Origin of the sequence: Pseudomonas sp. SORT22 (genome assembly GCF_018417635.1) — a bacterium.
Taxonomy (GTDB): domain Bacteria; phylum Pseudomonadota; class Gammaproteobacteria; order Pseudomonadales; family Pseudomonadaceae; genus Aquipseudomonas.
This window is the reverse complement of the sequence record NZ_CP071007.1, coordinates 2,101,200-2,118,634: the sequence shown is the minus strand read 5'-3', so window position 1 is coordinate 2,118,634 and position 17,435 is coordinate 2,101,200. Positions and strand designations below refer to the sequence as shown.

Here is a 17,435-nt window from a genome sequence, read left to right as displayed (position 1 = left end):
GCCGTGAAAGTGCAACAGCAGAAACGACGAGGCCTGCACGATGGCAGGCCTCAGGTACAGCAGGAATGGCTTACTGCATGTCGTAAGGCACGCTGGACACCATCGGCGCCGGGTTGCCAGCGCCATTGGGCACGGCGATCTCCACCGGCATGCCGTCTTCGGCGGCGACCACATCACGAACCATGTCCCAGTTCATGCGCAGGTTGTTGGCCAGGTCTTCGCGCTTGAGCAGGGCGTTGATGACCGCGGTGTGCTTGTCGACCACCGACGGATCGCCCTTGTCGTCCAGCGGCGTGTGCGCCTCGAGATAGACCTTGCCGGCACTGATACCGAACTTGTACGGCTCGTTGATGATGCGCACCGGCACACCGACCGGGGCCATCTTGGCCAGTTCCAGCACGTTGTTGTTGAACATGCGGAAGCAGCCGTGGCTGGTGCGCATGCCGATGCCGAATTTCTTGTTCGAACCGTGGATCAGATAGCCCGGCACGCCGAGGGTGAACTTGAACGGCCCCAGCGGGTTGTCCGGACCTGCCGGTACTACGGACGGGAGGATGTCGCCGTCTTCGGCGTGCTCCTTGCGGATCGAGGCTGGCGGCGTCCAGGTCGGGTTCGGGGTCTTGGCGGTGACCCTGGTGTTGGCGATCGGCGAACCCCAGCCTTCACGGCCGATGCCCAGCGGGTAGGTATGCACCACGTTCTGCCCTTTCGGGTAGTAGTACATGCGGTACTCGGCAAGGTTGATGACGATGCCTTCGCGCGGGCCCGGCGGCAGGATGAAACGGGTCGGCAGGATGATCTCGGTGCCGGCGCCCGGCAGCCACGGGTCGACGCCGGGGTTGGCGGCGATCATTTCCAGGTAGCCAAGGTCGTTGGCGGTGCCGATGTCGGCAAAGGTGTCTTCGTACTTGGCCTTGATCACCTGGACCTGGCCGATGACGTCTTCACCGGGAGGCGGCAGGGGGAACTCCAGCGCAGCAGCGGGACCTGCCGCCAGCAGGGCGGCCAGGGACAGGCAACGGGTGACGGCGGGAAAGCGCGGCAACATCCGGGAAATCCTTCGCTAATTCAATTGAGTCAAGCAATCGATTGTACACCGCCCCCCGCGGAACAGGGAGATGTCCCGGGCGCAGTTGGCGGTGCAGGGGATGAAAGGTTATATCAGCGCGTTACAGCTCGGGCCACACTGGCCGCGTGCCACGGCGCTGGGCATCGAGGATTGCCCGGCACAGCGAGCACAGGCGGCGGTCACGGTAGATGCTGCGCTCGGCCTGCGACCAGCGCGGTTGCGCCGGCAACAGGGTGCCGCAGAGGGTGCGGTCGGCCGAGCCACCGAGCTCGAGCTGGCGGGCTACCAGGTGGACGCGGATCTCCTGGCAGGCGAACAGGTCAAGCTGTTCGTCAGGCTCGATCAATTGATAGGCATACAGGGACCAGGCGGGACGCGGCATCGGGGGCTCCAAATCGGGGGCGCAACATTAGCCGAAAGCCGGTCACTATAAAAGCGTCAAAGCAGCGGTTTTAGTTGCGGCCAGGCATTTTCCAGCAACCTGGCCTGGGCGCCCTGCGCCGGATGGATGCCATCGCCCTGCATCAGCTCGGGTACACCGCCCACCCCTTCGAGGAAAAACGGCACCAGCGGCACCTGTTTTTCCGTCGCCAGGTTTTCATACACCTGGGCAAAAGCCTCGTTGTAACGCTTGCCATAGTTGGGCGGCAGGCGCATGCCCAGCAACAACACCTTGGCGCCGGCAGCCCGCGAGCGGTCGATCATCGAGGCAAGATTTTGTTGCAATTGCGTTGGCAGCTGCCCGCGCAGGCCATCGTTGCCGCCCAATTCGAGCACCACCAGCTCCGGCTTGTGCTCTGCAAGCAGCGCCGGCAGCCGCGCCTGGCCGCCGGCACTGGTGTCGCCGCTGATCGAGGCATTGATCACTTTGGCGTCGAAACCCTCGCTCTTCAGGCGTTTTTCCAGCAAGGCAACCCACCCCTCACGGGTATCCAGGCCGAAAGCGGCACTGATACTATCGCCGACAATCAGCACGGTCCCCGCGGCTGCGCCCTGGGCCAGGCACATCAAGGCCAGGCCAGCACTCAATAACCACACTCGCATCGGATTCTCCATGGGCCCCAGCATTCTCAGTGCGCGCAACCTTAGCAAAGTGGTCCCCAGCGCGGAAGGCGACCTGACCATCCTGCACGAACTCTCGCTGGAATTGAAACAAGGCGACAGCCTGGCCATCGTCGGCGCCTCGGGCTCGGGCAAATCGACCCTGCTCGGCCTGCTGGCCGGCCTCGACCTGCCTAGCGCAGGCTCCGTGACCCTGGCCGGCCACGACCTCGGCCCGCTGGATGAAGACCAGCGCGCACGGGTGCGGGCCGAGCATGTCGGCTTCGTGTTCCAGTCGTTCCAGTTGCTCGACAGCCTCAACGCCCTGGAAAACGTCATGCTGCCGCTGGAGCTGGACGGTCGCCGCGATGCCCGCGAGCACGCCCGCAGCCTGCTCGAACGGGTGGGCCTGGGCCAGCGCCTGAGCCACTCGCCGCGCCAGTTGTCCGGTGGCGAGCAACAACGGGTGGCCATCGCCCGCGCCTTTGCCGCCGAGCCTGCGGTGCTGTTTGCCGACGAGCCGACCGGCAACCTCGACAGCCACACCGGCGAGCGCATCAGCGACCTGTTGTTCGAACTGAACAAGGAGCGCGGCACCACCCTGGTACTGGTCACCCATGACGAACGCCTGGCCCAGCGCTGCCGTCGCCTGATCCGCCTGGACGCCGGCCACCTGGTCGCGCCGCTGGAGCCCTGATGAAACGCCTGCCGTTGTTCCCCCTGGCCCTGCGCCAGTTGCTGCGCGACGCCCGCGCCGGCGAGTTGCGCGTGCTGTTCTTCGCCCTGCTGGTGGCGGTGGCGGCCAGTACCGCGATCGGCTACTTCGGCGCCCGCCTCAATGGCGCCATGCTGCTGCGCGCCACCGAATTCCTCGGCGCCGACCTGGTGCTGCAGGGCAGCTCGCCGGCCGCCCCCGAGCAGATCAGCCGCGGCACCGCCCTGGGCCTGCAGCATGCCCAGGTGGTCGAGTTCTCCAGCGTGATCGCCACCGACAACGGCATCCAGCTGTCGAGCATCAAGGCGGCCAACGACCGTTATCCGCTGCGCGGTGAGCTGCGCAGCGCCGCCGAACCCTATGCCAGCGAAACCGCCGGTGGCGGCCCGGCACCGGGCGAGGCCTGGGTCGAGCCACGGCTGCTGGCAGCGCTGGAGCTGAAGATCGGCGACAGCATCGATGTCGGCATGAAAACCCTGCGCATGAGCCGGGTACTGACCTACGAGCCCGACCGCGCCGGCAACTTCTATAGCCTGACCCCACGGGTACTGATCAACCTTGCCGACCTTGAGGCCACCGGGGTGGTGCAACCGGGTAGCCGGGTCAGCTACCGCGAACTCTGGCGCGGCGAGCCCGAAGCCCTGGCCAGCTACCGTGACGCGGTGAGTAAAAACCTTGCCGCCAACCAGCGCCTGCAGGATTCGCGCGATGGCAACCAGCAAATCGGCGGCGCCCTGGGCAAGGCCGAACGCTACCTGAACATGGCCAGCCTGGTGGCAGTGCTGCTCGCTGGTGTCGCCGTGGCCCTGTCGGCCAGCCGCTTCGCTACCCGCCGTTTCGATGCCAGCGCCCTGCTGCGCTGCCTGGGCCTGTCGCGGCGCCAGGCGCTGAGCCTGTTCTGCCTGCAACTGGCGATTCTTGGCAGCATCGCTGCGCTGTGTGGCGCGGCGCTCGGCTGGCTGGCCCAACTGGGCCTGTTCCAGTTGCTGCAGGGGTTGATGCCGGCGCAGATCCCGCCTGGCGGCATCGGCCCGGCCCTGGCCGGGATTGCCACCGGCCTGGTGGCCCTGGCCGGTTTCGCCCTGCCGCCGCTGGCCGCCCTGGGCCGGGTTCCGCCGCTGCGGGTATTGCGCCGCGACCTGCTGCCGGTACCGGCCAGCAGCTGGCTGGTGTATGGCGCCGCACTGTTCGCCCTTGGGCTGATCATGTGGCGGCTGAGCCTCGACCTGCTGCTGACCTTCGCCCTGCTCGGCGGTGGCCTGGTGGCCGCCTTGCTGCTGGGCGGCCTGCTGTTGCTCGGCCTGCGCAGCCTGCGCCGCCTGCTCGCCGGCAGCCCGCTGGCCTGGCGCCTGGGCCTTGGCCAGTTGCTGCGCCATCCGCTGGCGGCGGCCGGGCAATCGCTGGCCTTCGGCCTGATCCTGCTGGCCATGGCGCTGATTGCCCTGCTGCGCGCCGAGCTGCTCGACACCTGGCAGAACCAGCTGCCCAAGGACGCCCCCAACTACTTCGCCCTGAACATCCTGCCCGACGACAAGAACAGCTTTGCCCAGCGCCTGAGCGAATTTTCCGCCGAAGCCGCGCCGCTGTACCCGGTCATCCCCGGACGCCTGACCGCAATCAACGGCGAGCCGGTGCAACAGATCGTCAGCAAGGAATCCACCGGCGACCGCGCGGTGCAGCGCGACCTGAGCCTGACCTGGGCTGCCGACCTGCCTCAGGGCAACACTCTGAGCGAAGGCCAGTGGTGGCAGGCCCAACCGCCGGCCGACGCCCTGCCCGGCGTCTCGGTGGAAGCCGAACTGGCCCTGAGCCTCAAGCTCAAACTCGGTGACCAGCTGACCTTCAGCATCGGCGGCCTGCAACGTCAGGTGCAGGTGAGCAGCCTGCGCACGGTCAACTGGGACAGTTTCCAGCCCAACTTCTACATGATCTTCCAGCCCCAGACCCTGCAGGACCTGCCGACCACCTACCTGACCAGCTTCTACCTGGCCCCCGGGCATGACCAGCAGGTGGTAGCGCTGTCGCGGGCGTTCCCGGCGGTGACCATCCTTCAGGTCGATGCGTTGCTGGAACAACTGCGCAGCATCCTCGCCCAGGTCACCCTGGCGGTGGAGTACGTGCTGTTGTTCGTGCTGGCGGCGGGCCTGGCGGTGCTGTTCGCCGGTTTGCAGGCGACCCTCGACGAGCGTATTCGCCAGGGCGCCCTGCTGCGCGCCCTGGGCGCCGGGCGCGGTTTGCTGGTCAAGGCCCGACGCATCGAGTTCGGCTTGCTCGGGGCGGCCAGCGGCCTGCTGGCGGCGATTGGCTGCGAGCTGATCACCCTGGTGCTGTACCGCTACGCCTTCGACCTGCACTGGAGCCCGCACCCATGGCTGCTGTTGCTGCCGGTCCTCGGCGCGCTGCTGGTCGGCGGTGCCGGGGTCTACGGCACGCGCCGGGCGCTCAATGCCAGCCCGCTGGCGGTACTGCGCGAGGGCTGATCAGGGTTTGACGTAGTCGATGGCGTTGACCCACCAGCACATCTCGCCGGAAGGGGTCTGGACGATGACTTCATCGCCGACCTCTTTTTTCAGCAAGGCGCGGGCCATGGGCGAGTCGATCGAGATGTAGTCCATGCGCCCGTAGATCTCGTCGTAGCCAACGATGCGAAAGCGCTTGCTCTCGCCCTCCTCGTTCTCGATTTCGACCCAGGCGCCGAAAAACACCCGGCCTTCCTGCTCTGGCGAATAGTCGACCACGCGCATGTCTTCCAGGCGTTTGCGCAGGTAGCGCACGCGGCGGTCGATCTCGCGCAAGAGCTTCTTGTTGTACTGGTAATCGGCGTTCTCGCTGCGATCGCCCAGCGACGCTGCCCAGGTGACTTTCTGGGTGACATCGGGGCGGGTGACCCGCCACAACTGATCCAGCTCCTGCTTCAAGGCGTCGTAGCCGCCACGTGTGATGATCTTCGTGCTCAACAGTGTTCTCGCTCGGTGACCGCCAGCCAGCAGCCGGCATGTGCTCAGGCTGCAACTGTGCCTCAGAGCAGGCGAACTGCGCCAGCCAGACGGTGTAAATAGCGAAAACTTGACGTGAAGCACGCCACTGCCACTAGCGCGTTGAAACATCTGGAGATATAAATAGAAATCACCTACAGCAAAAAATCACAAGGAATGTGAAGTGCCAGGGTTCTGCCAAGCCTGATACAGGTCAGCACACAGTAGAACCGTCGTTGCAAACATAGGGACCTTTTCAGTGTCTGCCGGGCAGGTCACTGAAGGTGTTTGTTCTGCGTTGGCCTGCCCAAGCGAAGCAGGCCTGAGGTGATGAAATGGACAGGATGACCGGACCTGGCGTACAACCGCCTTTTTTCAAACCACAGCGCCGGGCCATGGCGCTGGAGCAGCGGATCCTGTTCGACGGCGCCGCTGCCGCAGCGGCCGACCAGCAGCACGCTGGCGACGACAACAGCGCGGGCAACAAGGACAGCGCCCTGGCCACCCCCGCCACTCACACCGAAGCTCGCAGCGATGCCCCGGCCCAACCCTCGGCCGCGCGCCACCTGCTGGTGCTCGACAGCCGCATTGAAGGCCGCGAACAACTGCTCGCCCAGCTGCCGGCAGATGTCCAGGTACTGGTGGTCGACAGTCAGCAAGATGGCCTGGCGGCGATTTCCGCAAGCCTGGCGCAACTGGGCCAGGTCGATTCGATCCAGATCCTCTCCCACGGCGCCGCCGGCCAGTTCACCCTCGGCAGCAGCACCCTCAGCGCCGACAATATCGAGCAGTTCGCCACGCCGCTGGGCCAGTGGCGCCAGGCGCTCAGCGAGGGTGCCGATATCCAGCTGTACGGCTGCAAGGTGGGCGAAGGCAGTGCCGGGCGTACCCTGGTCGATGAACTGGCACGCTGGACCGGTGCCGACGTCGGCGCCTCGAGCAACGACAGCGGCAGCGCGCGGCTGGGCGGCGACTGGAACCTGGAGGTGCGCAACGGCAACATCGACCAGGCCATCGCCCTGTCTGCGACAGCCCTGAGCAGCTTCGACAGCCTGCTGGCCAATGCTAGCCCGACCCTGGGCATTTCGTCTGGCGGCTCGGACGTGCTGCTCGGCGGCGCATTCAGCTTTGACCTGACCTTCAGCAACCCCTCAAGCCAGGTCGGCTTCGCGCCCTATATCGACCTGTTCATGCCGGCCACCGGCAAGGATGGCGACGACGGCGTCAGCTTTGTCTCGGCCAGTTATCTTGGCCAGAACGTGCAATCGTATGTGCTTACCTTCGACGCCAATGGCAAGGCCAGCCACCCGCTGGCCAAGGACAGCAGCGGCAACGCACTGATTCTCGATGCCGCAAGCCTCGGATTGCGCGCCGGCGACCAGCTGGTGGTGCTGCAACTGCCGTACGCCAGTGTCTCCCAGGGGCAACCGGGCATCAGCGTGCAGATCAACGCACGCTTGAGCGAACTGGCCGATACCGACTTCTCCAACGGCTCGCCAGACCTGACCATTCGCGCGCGCAGCGGCTTCCAGTTCGGCAACGATGCCCTGGACAACCCGGCCAGTGACCCCAGCCTGGTGGAAGCCAGCCTGCAAAGCTTCGTGGTCCACCCCACGGTGCTGACCCAGACCCAGACCGTCACCACCCCGGAAGGCGAAACCGCGACCGGCCCCAACTACGAACGCACCCTGACCAGCACCGTCACCCCGGCGCCGGGCCAGACCCTGAGCAATGTCGTGGTGACCCAGCCGTTGCCGCCCAATGTCCAGGTCAACGCCATCACCCCCGGCCCCGGCGGCAGCCTGACCTCGATCACCCTGCACGATGGCCGGGTGATTACCGACCCCGCGCAGATCGCCACCCTGATCGCCGCCAGGGACGTGTTCATCGACGCCTACACCGTCACTTATGCCACCCTCAGCGCCGCTACCAGCACCGTGGTGGATTTCTATGTACCGGATGTCGATGCCAACGGCCAGCAGGTCATCGACCCCCTGACCGGCGACGAGCGCACCATCACCGTCGCCGGCGCCACCGTCAGTGGCAACTGGGTGCCGCTCGACCCGCGTGACGTCTCGACTCCGGGTAACGACATCGACTTTACCGCCACCGGCCAGGACACCAACTTTGTTGCCAAGTCGATCACCCTGCTCAAGCAGGTCAGCCTGATCACCGACCTCGGCCAGGCCGGCATCACCCCCGGCGACACCCTGCACTACAGCCTGAACCTGGCGATTTCCGACTATTTTGCCTTCGGCCAGACCCTGTTCCAGCAAGGCCGCTTCGTGGTCGTCGACCAGGTCGGCGATGGCCTGAGCGTCTCCGGCCCGGCCACCCTGACCATCACCTCGGCCGGTCGTACCCAGACCGTGGCGCTGGTGACCGGCACCACGCTCAATGTCGATGGCAGCACCACCTTGACCTTCGACATTGCCCAGTCGCTGCGCAATGCCAACGGCAGCCTCGGCGCCCTGCTGGGCGACCTGGCGTTCCAGGACCTGATCCGCGGCGCCACCACGGCGGTAATCGGCTACAACGCCGTGGTTGCCCAGAGCTACACCACGCCCTACCCGCCGCACAGCGAGATCAACGAAGGCGACAGCCTGGGCAACAATGCCCAGGTCAGTGCAACCCTGATCCAGGATGCCCTCAACCTGACCGGCTACGACCAGAGCGACCGCTCCACTACCACCAGTACCATCCCCACGCGCACCGTGGATATCGAACTGGTGACGGTCAACAACGGCGTGCCGCCGGCCAACGGCGAGCTGCGTCCCGGCGACCTGGTGACGTTCCGCCTGAGTTACGACCTGGTGACCGGCGACTACGAGCAGTTCAAGCTCACCGCCTACCTGCCCTTGCCACTGTTCGACCTGGGCGCCATCAATTGGAGCCAGGGCAACGGTGTCGGCCAGTGGTCGTTCGGTGCTGGCAACAGCAACCCGGACGGCGTCGACAGCGTCACCAGCGGCCCCGGCAACGCGGTAATCTTCGACTTTGGCGACTACACCACGGCGTTGACCAATGGCAGCCGGATCGAGGTGCAGTTCACCCTGCGGGTCGGCGACCAACCCTTCGCCGACCAACGTTCGCTCGACGTCCTGGCGCAATCCAGCCAGCTCACCACCATTGACAACCGGCCGCTGATTTCTTCCGATGTCGCACTGATTGCCTCGATCGCCGAGCCAGTGCTGGCCCTCACCCACGGCGTGGTGTCCAGCAGCCAGGGCAGCGTCACCGGCACCAGCGGCAGCTGGAAAGCACCGGGCACCAGCGGCGTGCCGTTCAGCGGCCAGATCACCAGCCTGAGCCAGATCGACGGCAACGTCAGCGGCATCGATGGCGGCGACACCCTGCGCCTGGCCACCGCCATCGAGAACACCGGCGGCGGCGGCGCCTTCGACGTGGTCACCGGCATCAGCCTGCCCAATGGCCTGGGCTTTGTCGGCGGCAGCCTGGGCGCCGCCAACCTGCAGGTCTATCGCGGCGATGGCAGCCTGCTGGTGCGTGGCGTTGACTACGAGGTCAACGGCAATCAGATCAGCTTCCTCGACGCCGGCGCCGTGGCCAGCCTGTTGCCCGGGCGCAGCGGGACCGCCGCCGACACCACTGGCGCCAACATCGTGGTCATCACCTACGACGTCCAGGTCGTCGCCAGCATCGAGGCCGGGCGTACCCTGCAGAGCACCGCGACTCTGAGCAACTATGCCAGCGTCAACGGCGGCAGCGACTTCACCCCCACCGACCTGCAAGACCTGGCCAACCAGCAAGTGGCCACCCCCGAGGTACGCAAGACCTTCGCCGGCGGCAGCCTCGACAACGGCGACTCCAGCGCCAGCCATACCAGCGGCAGCGACCTGGTGGTCGGCGAAAGCATGCTCTACGACATCAAGGTCACCCTGCCCGAAGGCGACACCCGCAACCTGCGCATCGACGACCTGATCCCGCCGGGCCTGCGCCTGGACACCAGCTTCAATGGCGGCCAGGGCTACCAGTTGATCACCACAGTGGCCGGCAGCGCGGCGCTGACCGCCGACTTCAATGGCAGCCTCGGCAGCCAGGCTATCTCAGCCATCGGCGGCAGCCTTGGCGGCGACGGCGTCAGCTTGCGCCTGGCCTTCAGCAATGCCGGCGCAACCGCCGACAACCGCGGCGACAACAACAGCTTTGTCATTCGCGTGCGCCTGACGGTCAGCAACGTCGACGGCAACCAGAGCAACCGTTCCCTGCAAAACAGTGCGCAAATCCACTTCAGCGACCCCGATGGCGATACCGCCAACGGCAGCAACGCCCTTGACCGTACCGTCGCCCTCAGCGGCGGACGGCCGACCGTCACCGTGCGCGAGCCGACCCTGGTGGTGGACATCGCGGCCGACTTCGGCCCGGGCCTGGGCGTCGATGAAGGCCAGCGGGTGCGCTACTTGATCGTCATCAGCAACGGTAGCAGTGCCAGCGACTTCGATGCCTTCGACATTCGCTTTCTCGACAACCTGCCCACGCAACTGAGCAACCTGCAACTGTTGTCGGTGAACTACAGCGGCGCCAGCAACAACGGCGGCGGCGATTTCGAACTGGTCGGCAACCAGTTGCGCAGCGTCAACGGTGCCAACATCGACATCGCCAAGGGCGGGCGAATCTTCATTACCGTGGTCGGCGACGTGAACGCCAGCGCCGCCAGCGTGGCCAGCTTCGACAACCTCGCCAGCGTGCAATGGAGCAGCCTCAATGGCACCGGCAACATCGGTTTCGACCCGGCCGGCGAGCGCACCGGGGCCGATGGCATGCTCAACAGCGGCGTGCTCAACGACTACCAGACCGCGTTCAGTGTTCGTGTGCCGGTCAACCAGGGCGTGGAGATATCCCGGGTCGGCGGCTTGAGCGATAGCGCCGCGCCGAACCCGACCAACAGCGAGCGCGAACAGGTCGCCATCGGCGAAATCATCCGTTACCGGGTGGTGGCGGTACTGGCCCAGGGCAGCACCAGCGACTACAGCCTGCAGGTCACCCTGCAAAACGGCCTGGGGTTTCTCAACGACGGCAACACCCGCATTGCGTTCATTTCCGACCAGGGCATCAGCAGCAGCATCGCCTCGTTGATCAACGGCGGGCAACTGAACATCAATGGCGCACAGAATGCCCAGGAAGCGCAGCCGATCAGCGCCGACCTGCTCGGCGCCGCACCCGGCGGCATTCTCAATGGCGCACAAATCAGCGTCAGCACCGATGCCAACGGCAACACGGTCATCACCTTTCACCTGGGTGATGTGGTCAACCACGACAATGACCTGGACAAAGAGCTGGTGTCGCTGGAGTTCAACGTACGGGTGCTCAACCAGGCGTCCAACGTCGCCGGCCTGTCGCTGTCGGCGGTTGCCATCGACCAGTCGCGCGGGGTGCAGTTATCGCGCAGCCAGGCGGTTTACGAGGACCTGGTCGAACCGCGCTTCAACAGCCTGGACAAACGCGTGGTCGACTTCGACCCCAACCCCTCGGGCAGCAGTGGCACGGCCACCCTGGCCTTGTCCTTCACCCACACCGGCGGCATTGCCGCCTACGACGCGCAGCTACGCGACAGCTTCCCGACCGGCAGCAGCTACAGCCTGCTCGGCATCGAGCTCAACGGCACGCTGTACACGGCCAGCAACCTGCCGGCGGGGGTGACGTTCGGCACCAGCGGCGGGCTCGGTGTCGACTTTGCCAAGCTCAATGTCGGCGACCAGGTCAAGGTCACCTACCAGGTCACCTTGCCCAACCTGGCCGCAATCGCCAGCAGCAATGCCACTCTGACCTGGACCAGCCTGCCGGAGAGTTTCAACAGCTGGGGCGGCTCCAGCGTCGGCAGCGACGGCAGCGCCGAGGGCGAACGCACCGGCGCTGGCGCCAGCCCCAACACCTATATCCTCAGCGACGCTGCGGGCCTGGGACTTATCCAGGGCACACTCTGGGATGACACCGCCTCGGCCACGACCAGCGCCATCCCCGATGGCCCGGGCCTGGCCGGCCAGACCGTGACCCTGACCTGGGCCGGCCTGGACGGCAACCTCGACAGCAGCGCCGACAACAAGGTGTTTACCACCACCACCGACGCCAATGGCCGTTACCATTTTGGTGTGCTGCCCAGCGGCGTGTTCCGTATCGACGTGCCCAGCGGCACCGTCGCCTATCCGCAGCCGCTGGGCGAGCTGCGCGTACGCATCGACTCGGATGCCGGCAGCGCGCTGGGGCGCATCGACATCAACCTGGGCGAAGGCAGCAGCGCCAACGCCGACGCCGGCTTCGTGCAGCTCAACGACGCCCCGGTCAACCAGTTGCCCGGCACCCAGAACGGCTTTGAAGACACGCCACTGGCCATCGGCGGCATTCGCGTCAGCGATGTCGATATCGGCAACGGCATCATGGACATCACCCTCAGTGTGCTGCACGGCACCTTGAGCCTGTCTGCCCTGCCCGCCGGGGTTTCGGTGGTGGGCAACGGCAGCGGCACCCTGAGCCTCTCCGGCAACCTCACAGCGCTCAACCAGGCCCTGGCCAATCTGGTCTACCTGGGCAATGCCAACTTCAACGGCATCGATACCCTCACGGTGCTCAGCAACGACCGCGGCGGCTTCGGCGATGGCGATGGCGACGGCCTGCCCGGGCAAAACCCGCAGGACGCGCGCACTGATCAGGACAGCCTGCAGATCATCCTCGCACCGGTCAACGATGCGCCACTGGCAGTTGACGATGCCATCGATGCGGTAGAAGCCGGGGGCACCAATAACCGCCTGCCGGGGGTCAACCCCAGCGGCAACCTGCTGCGCAACGACCAGGATGTCGATATCGCCACCAACGCCGACGTGCTGCGGGTCAGCGCCATCGGCCTCGAAGGCCAGCCGGCGCAGAACCTCGCCTCAGGCAGCGCGGTCGTGATCAGCGGTCGCTACGGCAGCCTGATCGTGTCCTCCAGCGGCGGATTTTTGTACCTGGTCGACAACAACAACGCCGAGGTCCAGGCCCTGCGCCTGGCCGGGCAGACCCTGGTCGAACGCTTCGTCTATACCGCCACCGACCTGGCCGGCGCCAGCAGCAGTGCAGCGCTGACGGTTACCGTGCATGGCGCCAACGACACCCCGGTGGCAGTCAATGACGAAGGCATCGCGGTCGAGGCCGGTGGCGTTGCCAACGGCACTGCCGGCAGCGACGCCACCGGCAACGTGCTGAGCAACGACACCGACGTCGATAGCCAGGCCAATGGCGAAGTGCTGAGCGTCACCGGTATCCGTTCGCTGCGCGAGAGTGCGGCCGGCACGATCACCCCGGTAGCTGCCGGTACCACCAGCAGCAACGGTACGCTGCTGGTCGGCAGCTACGGCACCCTGACCATCGGCGCCGATGGCAGTTACCGCTATGTCGTCGACAACAGCAACACGGCGGTGCAGCGCATGGTGCCCGGTGACAGCCTGTTCGAGTATTTCAGCTACCAGGTTACCGACGCCGGCGGCCTGAACGACATCGCCGAGCTGCGCATCACCATCCAGGGCGCCCAGGACAATCCGCTGGCCAGTGACGACCAGGCCGTGGCCCAGGCCGGCTCCGGCCCGAATGCCATCGGCGAGAGCAACCCCCGTGGCAACGTCATCCTCTTCCCCAGCCGCCCGGGCCCGGCCGACCAGCCGGGAGGCAACGGCATCGACCTTGACGTCGACCGCACCGACCGGCCCAACAGCCTGCTGCAGGTCAATGGCATCCGCACCGGCAGCGAACTGGCTGGCGGTGCGCTGCTTGCGGTGGCCGGCGGCACCAGTTCGAACGACGGCACCGTGCTGCTCGGCAGCTACGGTGAACTGCGCATCGGCGCCGACGGTTCGTACTTCTACGACGTCGACAGCAGCAACGCGGCGGTGCAGGCCCTGCTTGCCGGCCAGACCCTGAGCGAGGTCTTCACCTATCAGGTGGTCGACAGCAGCGGCCTGACCGACCGGGCGCAACTGGTGATCACCATTCGCGGGGTCAACGACCCGCCCGTGGCCCAGAACCACTACACCGTCGCCATTGAAAGTGGCGGCGTGGCCAACACCAGCGCCGGCTTCAACCCTTCGGGCAATGCTCTGGCGCAGGACACCGACCCCGATGGCGACCCGATCCGGGTGGTTTCGCTGCGCCACGACCAGTTAGGTACCAGTGCCATTCTCGGCCAGGCCTTCCGTGGCCAGTACGGCACCCTGACGCTCAATGCCGACGGCAGCTACACCTACCTGCTGGACAACGACAACGCCCAGGTCCAGGGCCTGCGCGATGCCTCCGACAACCTCCTGGAACGCTTTACCTTCGCCGTCAGCGATGGCACCGCCACCCCGCAGGAAGCCCAGCTGGTGGTACTGATTTTCGGCCGCAACGACAACCCGGTGGCCACCGATGACCAGGCCGAAGCGATCGAGGCCGGCGGCAGCAACAACAGCCTGCCGGGGCGGGACCCAGTGGGCAACGTGCTGACCAACGACAACGATGTCGACAGCCGGCTCAACGGTGAAACCAAAGCCGTGTCCTCGGTGCGCACCGGCAGCAAAACCGTCACCGGCACCGATGGCGTGCTGGGCACCGAGCTGCGCGGCACCTACGGCTGGCTCACGCTCAACGCCGACGGCAGCTACAGCTACCGCCTGGACAACAGCATGGCGGCGGTGCAAGCCCTGCGCAGCAGCAGCGACACCCTCGAGGACAGCTTCAGCTACACGGTAATCGACACCGCCGGCGCCGAAGACCGCGCCACCTTGAGTATCACCATCCGTGGCGCCAACGACGCGCCGCTGGCGCGCAATGACCTGGCCATCGCCGTCGAGGCCGGCGGCCTGAACAACAGCAGCGCCGGGGTCAACCCGAGCGGCAATGTGCTGGACAACGACAGCGATGTCGACGCCTATGGCGAAACCTTGCAGGTCACCCAGCTCAGCCAGGACGGCCGCATCGCCAGCCTGGGCAGCGCCTTCAAAGGCCTGTACGGCACCCTGGTGCTCAACGCCGACGGCAGCTACCACTACGAGCTGGACAACAGCAACCCGCAGGTACAGGCCTTGCGCACCCCCGCCGACCGCCTGCTGGACACCTTCACCTACAGCATCCGCGACCTGGCCGGGGCCACCAGCAGCGCCGTACTGAGCATTCGCATTCATGGCAGCAACGACAACCCGCAGGCCAATGACGACAGCGCCATTGCCATCGAAGCCGGCGGTACGGCCAACGCCACCGCGGGCCTCAACCCGCAAGGCAATGTACTGGCCAACGACAGCGATGTCGACGCCAATGACCTCAAGCGCGTCGATGGCCTGCGCCTGGGCAGCGAAGCCGCAGGCGGCAGCTTCAGCACCATCAATGGCAGCCTGAGCCTCGCCGGCCTGTACGGCACCCTGACGCTCAATGCCGATGGCAGCTATCAGTATGTGGTCAACAACAACCTGGCCGCCGTGCAAGCGCTCAAGCCCGGCGAAAGCCTGGTGGAGGTGTTCACCTACCGCATGCATGACCGCGCCGGCGCCAGCGACACCGCACAGTTGCAAGTGCAGGTACGCGGTGCCTGGGACGCGCCGGTGGCCCGCGATGATGGCGCCCTGGCCGTCGCCGAAAGCGCCAGCAGCGCCGGCATCGACCCCAGCGGCAACCTGCTGCCCAACGACAGCGATGTCGATGGCGGCGACCGCCTGGTCGTTACCGGCATCCGCGCCGGCAGCGAAGCCGCCGGTGGCAGCCTGGATGCAGTCAGCGACGGCACCGACCTGAGCAACGGCACCTTGATCAACGGCCTCTACGGCCAGTTGATCGTCGGCGCCGACGGCAGCTACATCTATCGCCTGGATTCAAGCAACCCGGTGATCCGTGCGCTGGGGCCGAACCAGTTCATCACCGAGGTGTTCACCTACCAGGTCAGCGACCTGGGCGGGCTGAGCGACCAGGCCCAACTGACCATCCTCATTCGCGGTCGCAACGACGCACCCCAGGCCCGCGACGACAGCGCCGTGGCCATCGAGGCCGGCGGCTTGAACAACAACCAGCCGGGGCTGAACCCCAGCGGTAATCTGCTGAGCAACGATACCGACGTCGACCACGACATTCTCAGCGTTGCCGCCGTACGCACCGGCGGGCGCCTGGAAGGCGGCACCGCCGGTACCCTCGGCAGTGCCTTGCGCGGCCTTTACGGCGACCTGACGGTGAATGCCGACGGCAGCTGGAGCTATGTGGTGGACAACAGCCTCGCCGCCGTGCAGGCCTTGCGCACCGGCAGCCAGACCCTCAGGGAAGTCTTCACCTACACCGTGGTCGACCGCTTCGGCGGGCAAAGCCAGGCGCAGTTGATCGTTACCCTGCAAGGTCGCAACGACACACCGATTGCCCAGGATGACCACGGCGTGGCCATCGAGGCCGGCGGTGTCGACAACGCCACCCCGGGCCAACCGGCCAGCGGCAACGTGCTCGACAACGACAGCGATGTCGACGGCGTCGAGTACGGCGAAACCCGCCAGGTACTTGAGGTGCGCAACGAAGACGGTAGCGTGGCCCTGGCCGGGCAAGTACTGCAAGGTCGCTACGGGCAACTGCTGCTGGCCAGCGACGGCAGCTATCGCTACCAGCTCGACGACAACAACCCACAGGTCCAGGCCCTGCGCACGGCCGGCGAGACCCTGCGCGAAGTGTTCACCTACCGCATGCGCGATACTGCCGGCGCGCAGTCCGAAGCGCGCCTGCACATCCTCATCCAGGGGGCCAACGACAACCCGGTCGCCCGTGACGACCATGCCGTCGCCAGCGACCAGACCGCCGCCCCGCAAGCCACCGGCAACGTATTGCCCAACGACTCCGACGTGGACGCCGCCGACCAGTTGCAGGTAGTCGGCATTCGCACCGGCAGCGAGGCCGCCACGGGCACCGGCGGCAGTGTTGGCCAGCCGCTGGCAGGGCGCTACGGCACCCTGGTGATCAATGCCGATGGCAGCTACCGCTACCAGATCGACCTGAGCAACCCCGAGGTGCTGGCCGCCGCGGGCCTGGGCCGGGTGTTGCAGGATGTCTTTACCTACACCGTCGGCGACCGGGCCGGGGCTACCGACCTGGCCCAGTTGGTCATCGACCTGGACATCGCCGCGCCGTTCATTCCGGCACCGGCTGGCCCGCACCTGGACAGCGCCGGCCGCGACCGCTTCGGGCGCCTGCCGCTGCCGACGCTAGAGCCGGCGATCTTCGTCACGCCGGTGGTCGAGCAGGACGAACGGGACCTGGAGCTGTCCGGTTGGGCAGCCGATGGCAGCGACCTGAGCCTGGGGCGCACCCCCGAAATCCGCAGTGCCACGCTCAAGGCCAGGCTCGGCCTGGTGCCCGGCCAGTTCGTTGCCAGCAGCGTGGCGCAAAGCCGCAACGACAGCGAACAGGACCTGGCCTGGATGCTCGGCCGCCATGGCCGCCTGAACCTGAGTGCCGACGGCCTGCTGGCCGATCCCTCGGTGTTTGCCAGCAGCCGCGACAACCTGACCCGTGGCGACAGCCAGCTCGCCGCAGCGGCCGAAAACCGCACCGCCCCGGGCCTGCGCGCGCAATTGCGCGAGGCCGCGCAGCGCTTGCGCGCCAGCGCCGACCTACCGACCGAACACGCAAGGACCAAGGACTGACC

7 protein-coding genes are annotated in these 17,435 nt (G+C 66.4%); 3 read left to right on the top strand and 4 right to left on the bottom strand.

Features of this window, described 5'->3' with window-relative positions:
- Positions 1 to 70: 70 nt before the first annotated feature.
- The 3 genes from JYG36_RS09935 to JYG36_RS09925 form a co-directional block, all read right to left on the bottom strand.
- The gene (locus JYG36_RS09935) at positions 71 to 1,048 is read right to left on the bottom strand and encodes a L,D-transpeptidase family protein (protein ID WP_093380972.1); all 978 of its coding nucleotides are present in this window, start codon (positions 1,046 to 1,048) and stop codon (positions 71 to 73) included.
- Between the two features lie 121 nt (positions 1,049 to 1,169).
- Positions 1,170 to 1,451 carry a hypothetical protein gene (locus JYG36_RS09930; RefSeq protein ID WP_010222548.1) on the bottom strand — a complete coding sequence of 94 codons (282 nt, stop codon included), beginning with the start codon at positions 1,449 to 1,451 and terminating at the stop codon, positions 1,170 to 1,172.
- Positions 1,452 to 1,507: 56 nt separating this feature from the next.
- Complete coding sequence (locus JYG36_RS09925; protein ID WP_176794241.1) at positions 1,508 to 2,113, bottom strand: arylesterase; 606 nt, start codon at positions 2,111 to 2,113, stop codon at positions 1,508 to 1,510.
- A 10-nt stretch (positions 2,114 to 2,123) separates the two neighbouring features.
- Between JYG36_RS09925 and JYG36_RS09920 the strand changes: the two genes are divergently transcribed.
- Together JYG36_RS09920 and JYG36_RS09915 are read left to right on the top strand one after the other, a co-directional pair.
- Positions 2,124 to 2,807: an ABC transporter ATP-binding protein gene (locus JYG36_RS09920; RefSeq protein ID WP_045194762.1), complete on the top strand. Its 684-nt coding sequence runs from the start codon at positions 2,124 to 2,126 to the stop codon at positions 2,805 to 2,807.
- Positions 2,807 to 5,305 (top strand): ABC transporter permease, encoded by a 2,499-nt coding sequence (locus JYG36_RS09915; protein ID WP_045194764.1) that lies wholly within the window; start codon positions 2,807 to 2,809, stop codon positions 5,303 to 5,305. Before JYG36_RS09920 ends, JYG36_RS09915 begins: the two co-directional genes overlap by 1 nt.
- Here the strand turns inward: JYG36_RS09915 and greB are convergent, their stop codons facing one another.
- Entirely contained in the window at positions 5,306 to 5,782 is a 477-nt protein-coding gene (greB, locus tag JYG36_RS09910) for a transcription elongation factor GreB (protein WP_045194766.1), read from the bottom strand.
- 362 nt (positions 5,783 to 6,144) lie between these two features.
- Here greB and JYG36_RS09905 point away from each other — a divergent pair, with 362 nt between their 5' ends.
- Positions 6,145 to 17,433 carry a cadherin-like domain-containing protein gene (locus JYG36_RS09905; RefSeq protein ID WP_502937515.1) on the top strand — a complete coding sequence of 3,763 codons (11,289 nt, stop codon included), beginning with the start codon at positions 6,145 to 6,147 and terminating at the stop codon, positions 17,431 to 17,433.
- The last annotated feature ends 2 nt before the right edge of the window (positions 17,434 to 17,435 follow it).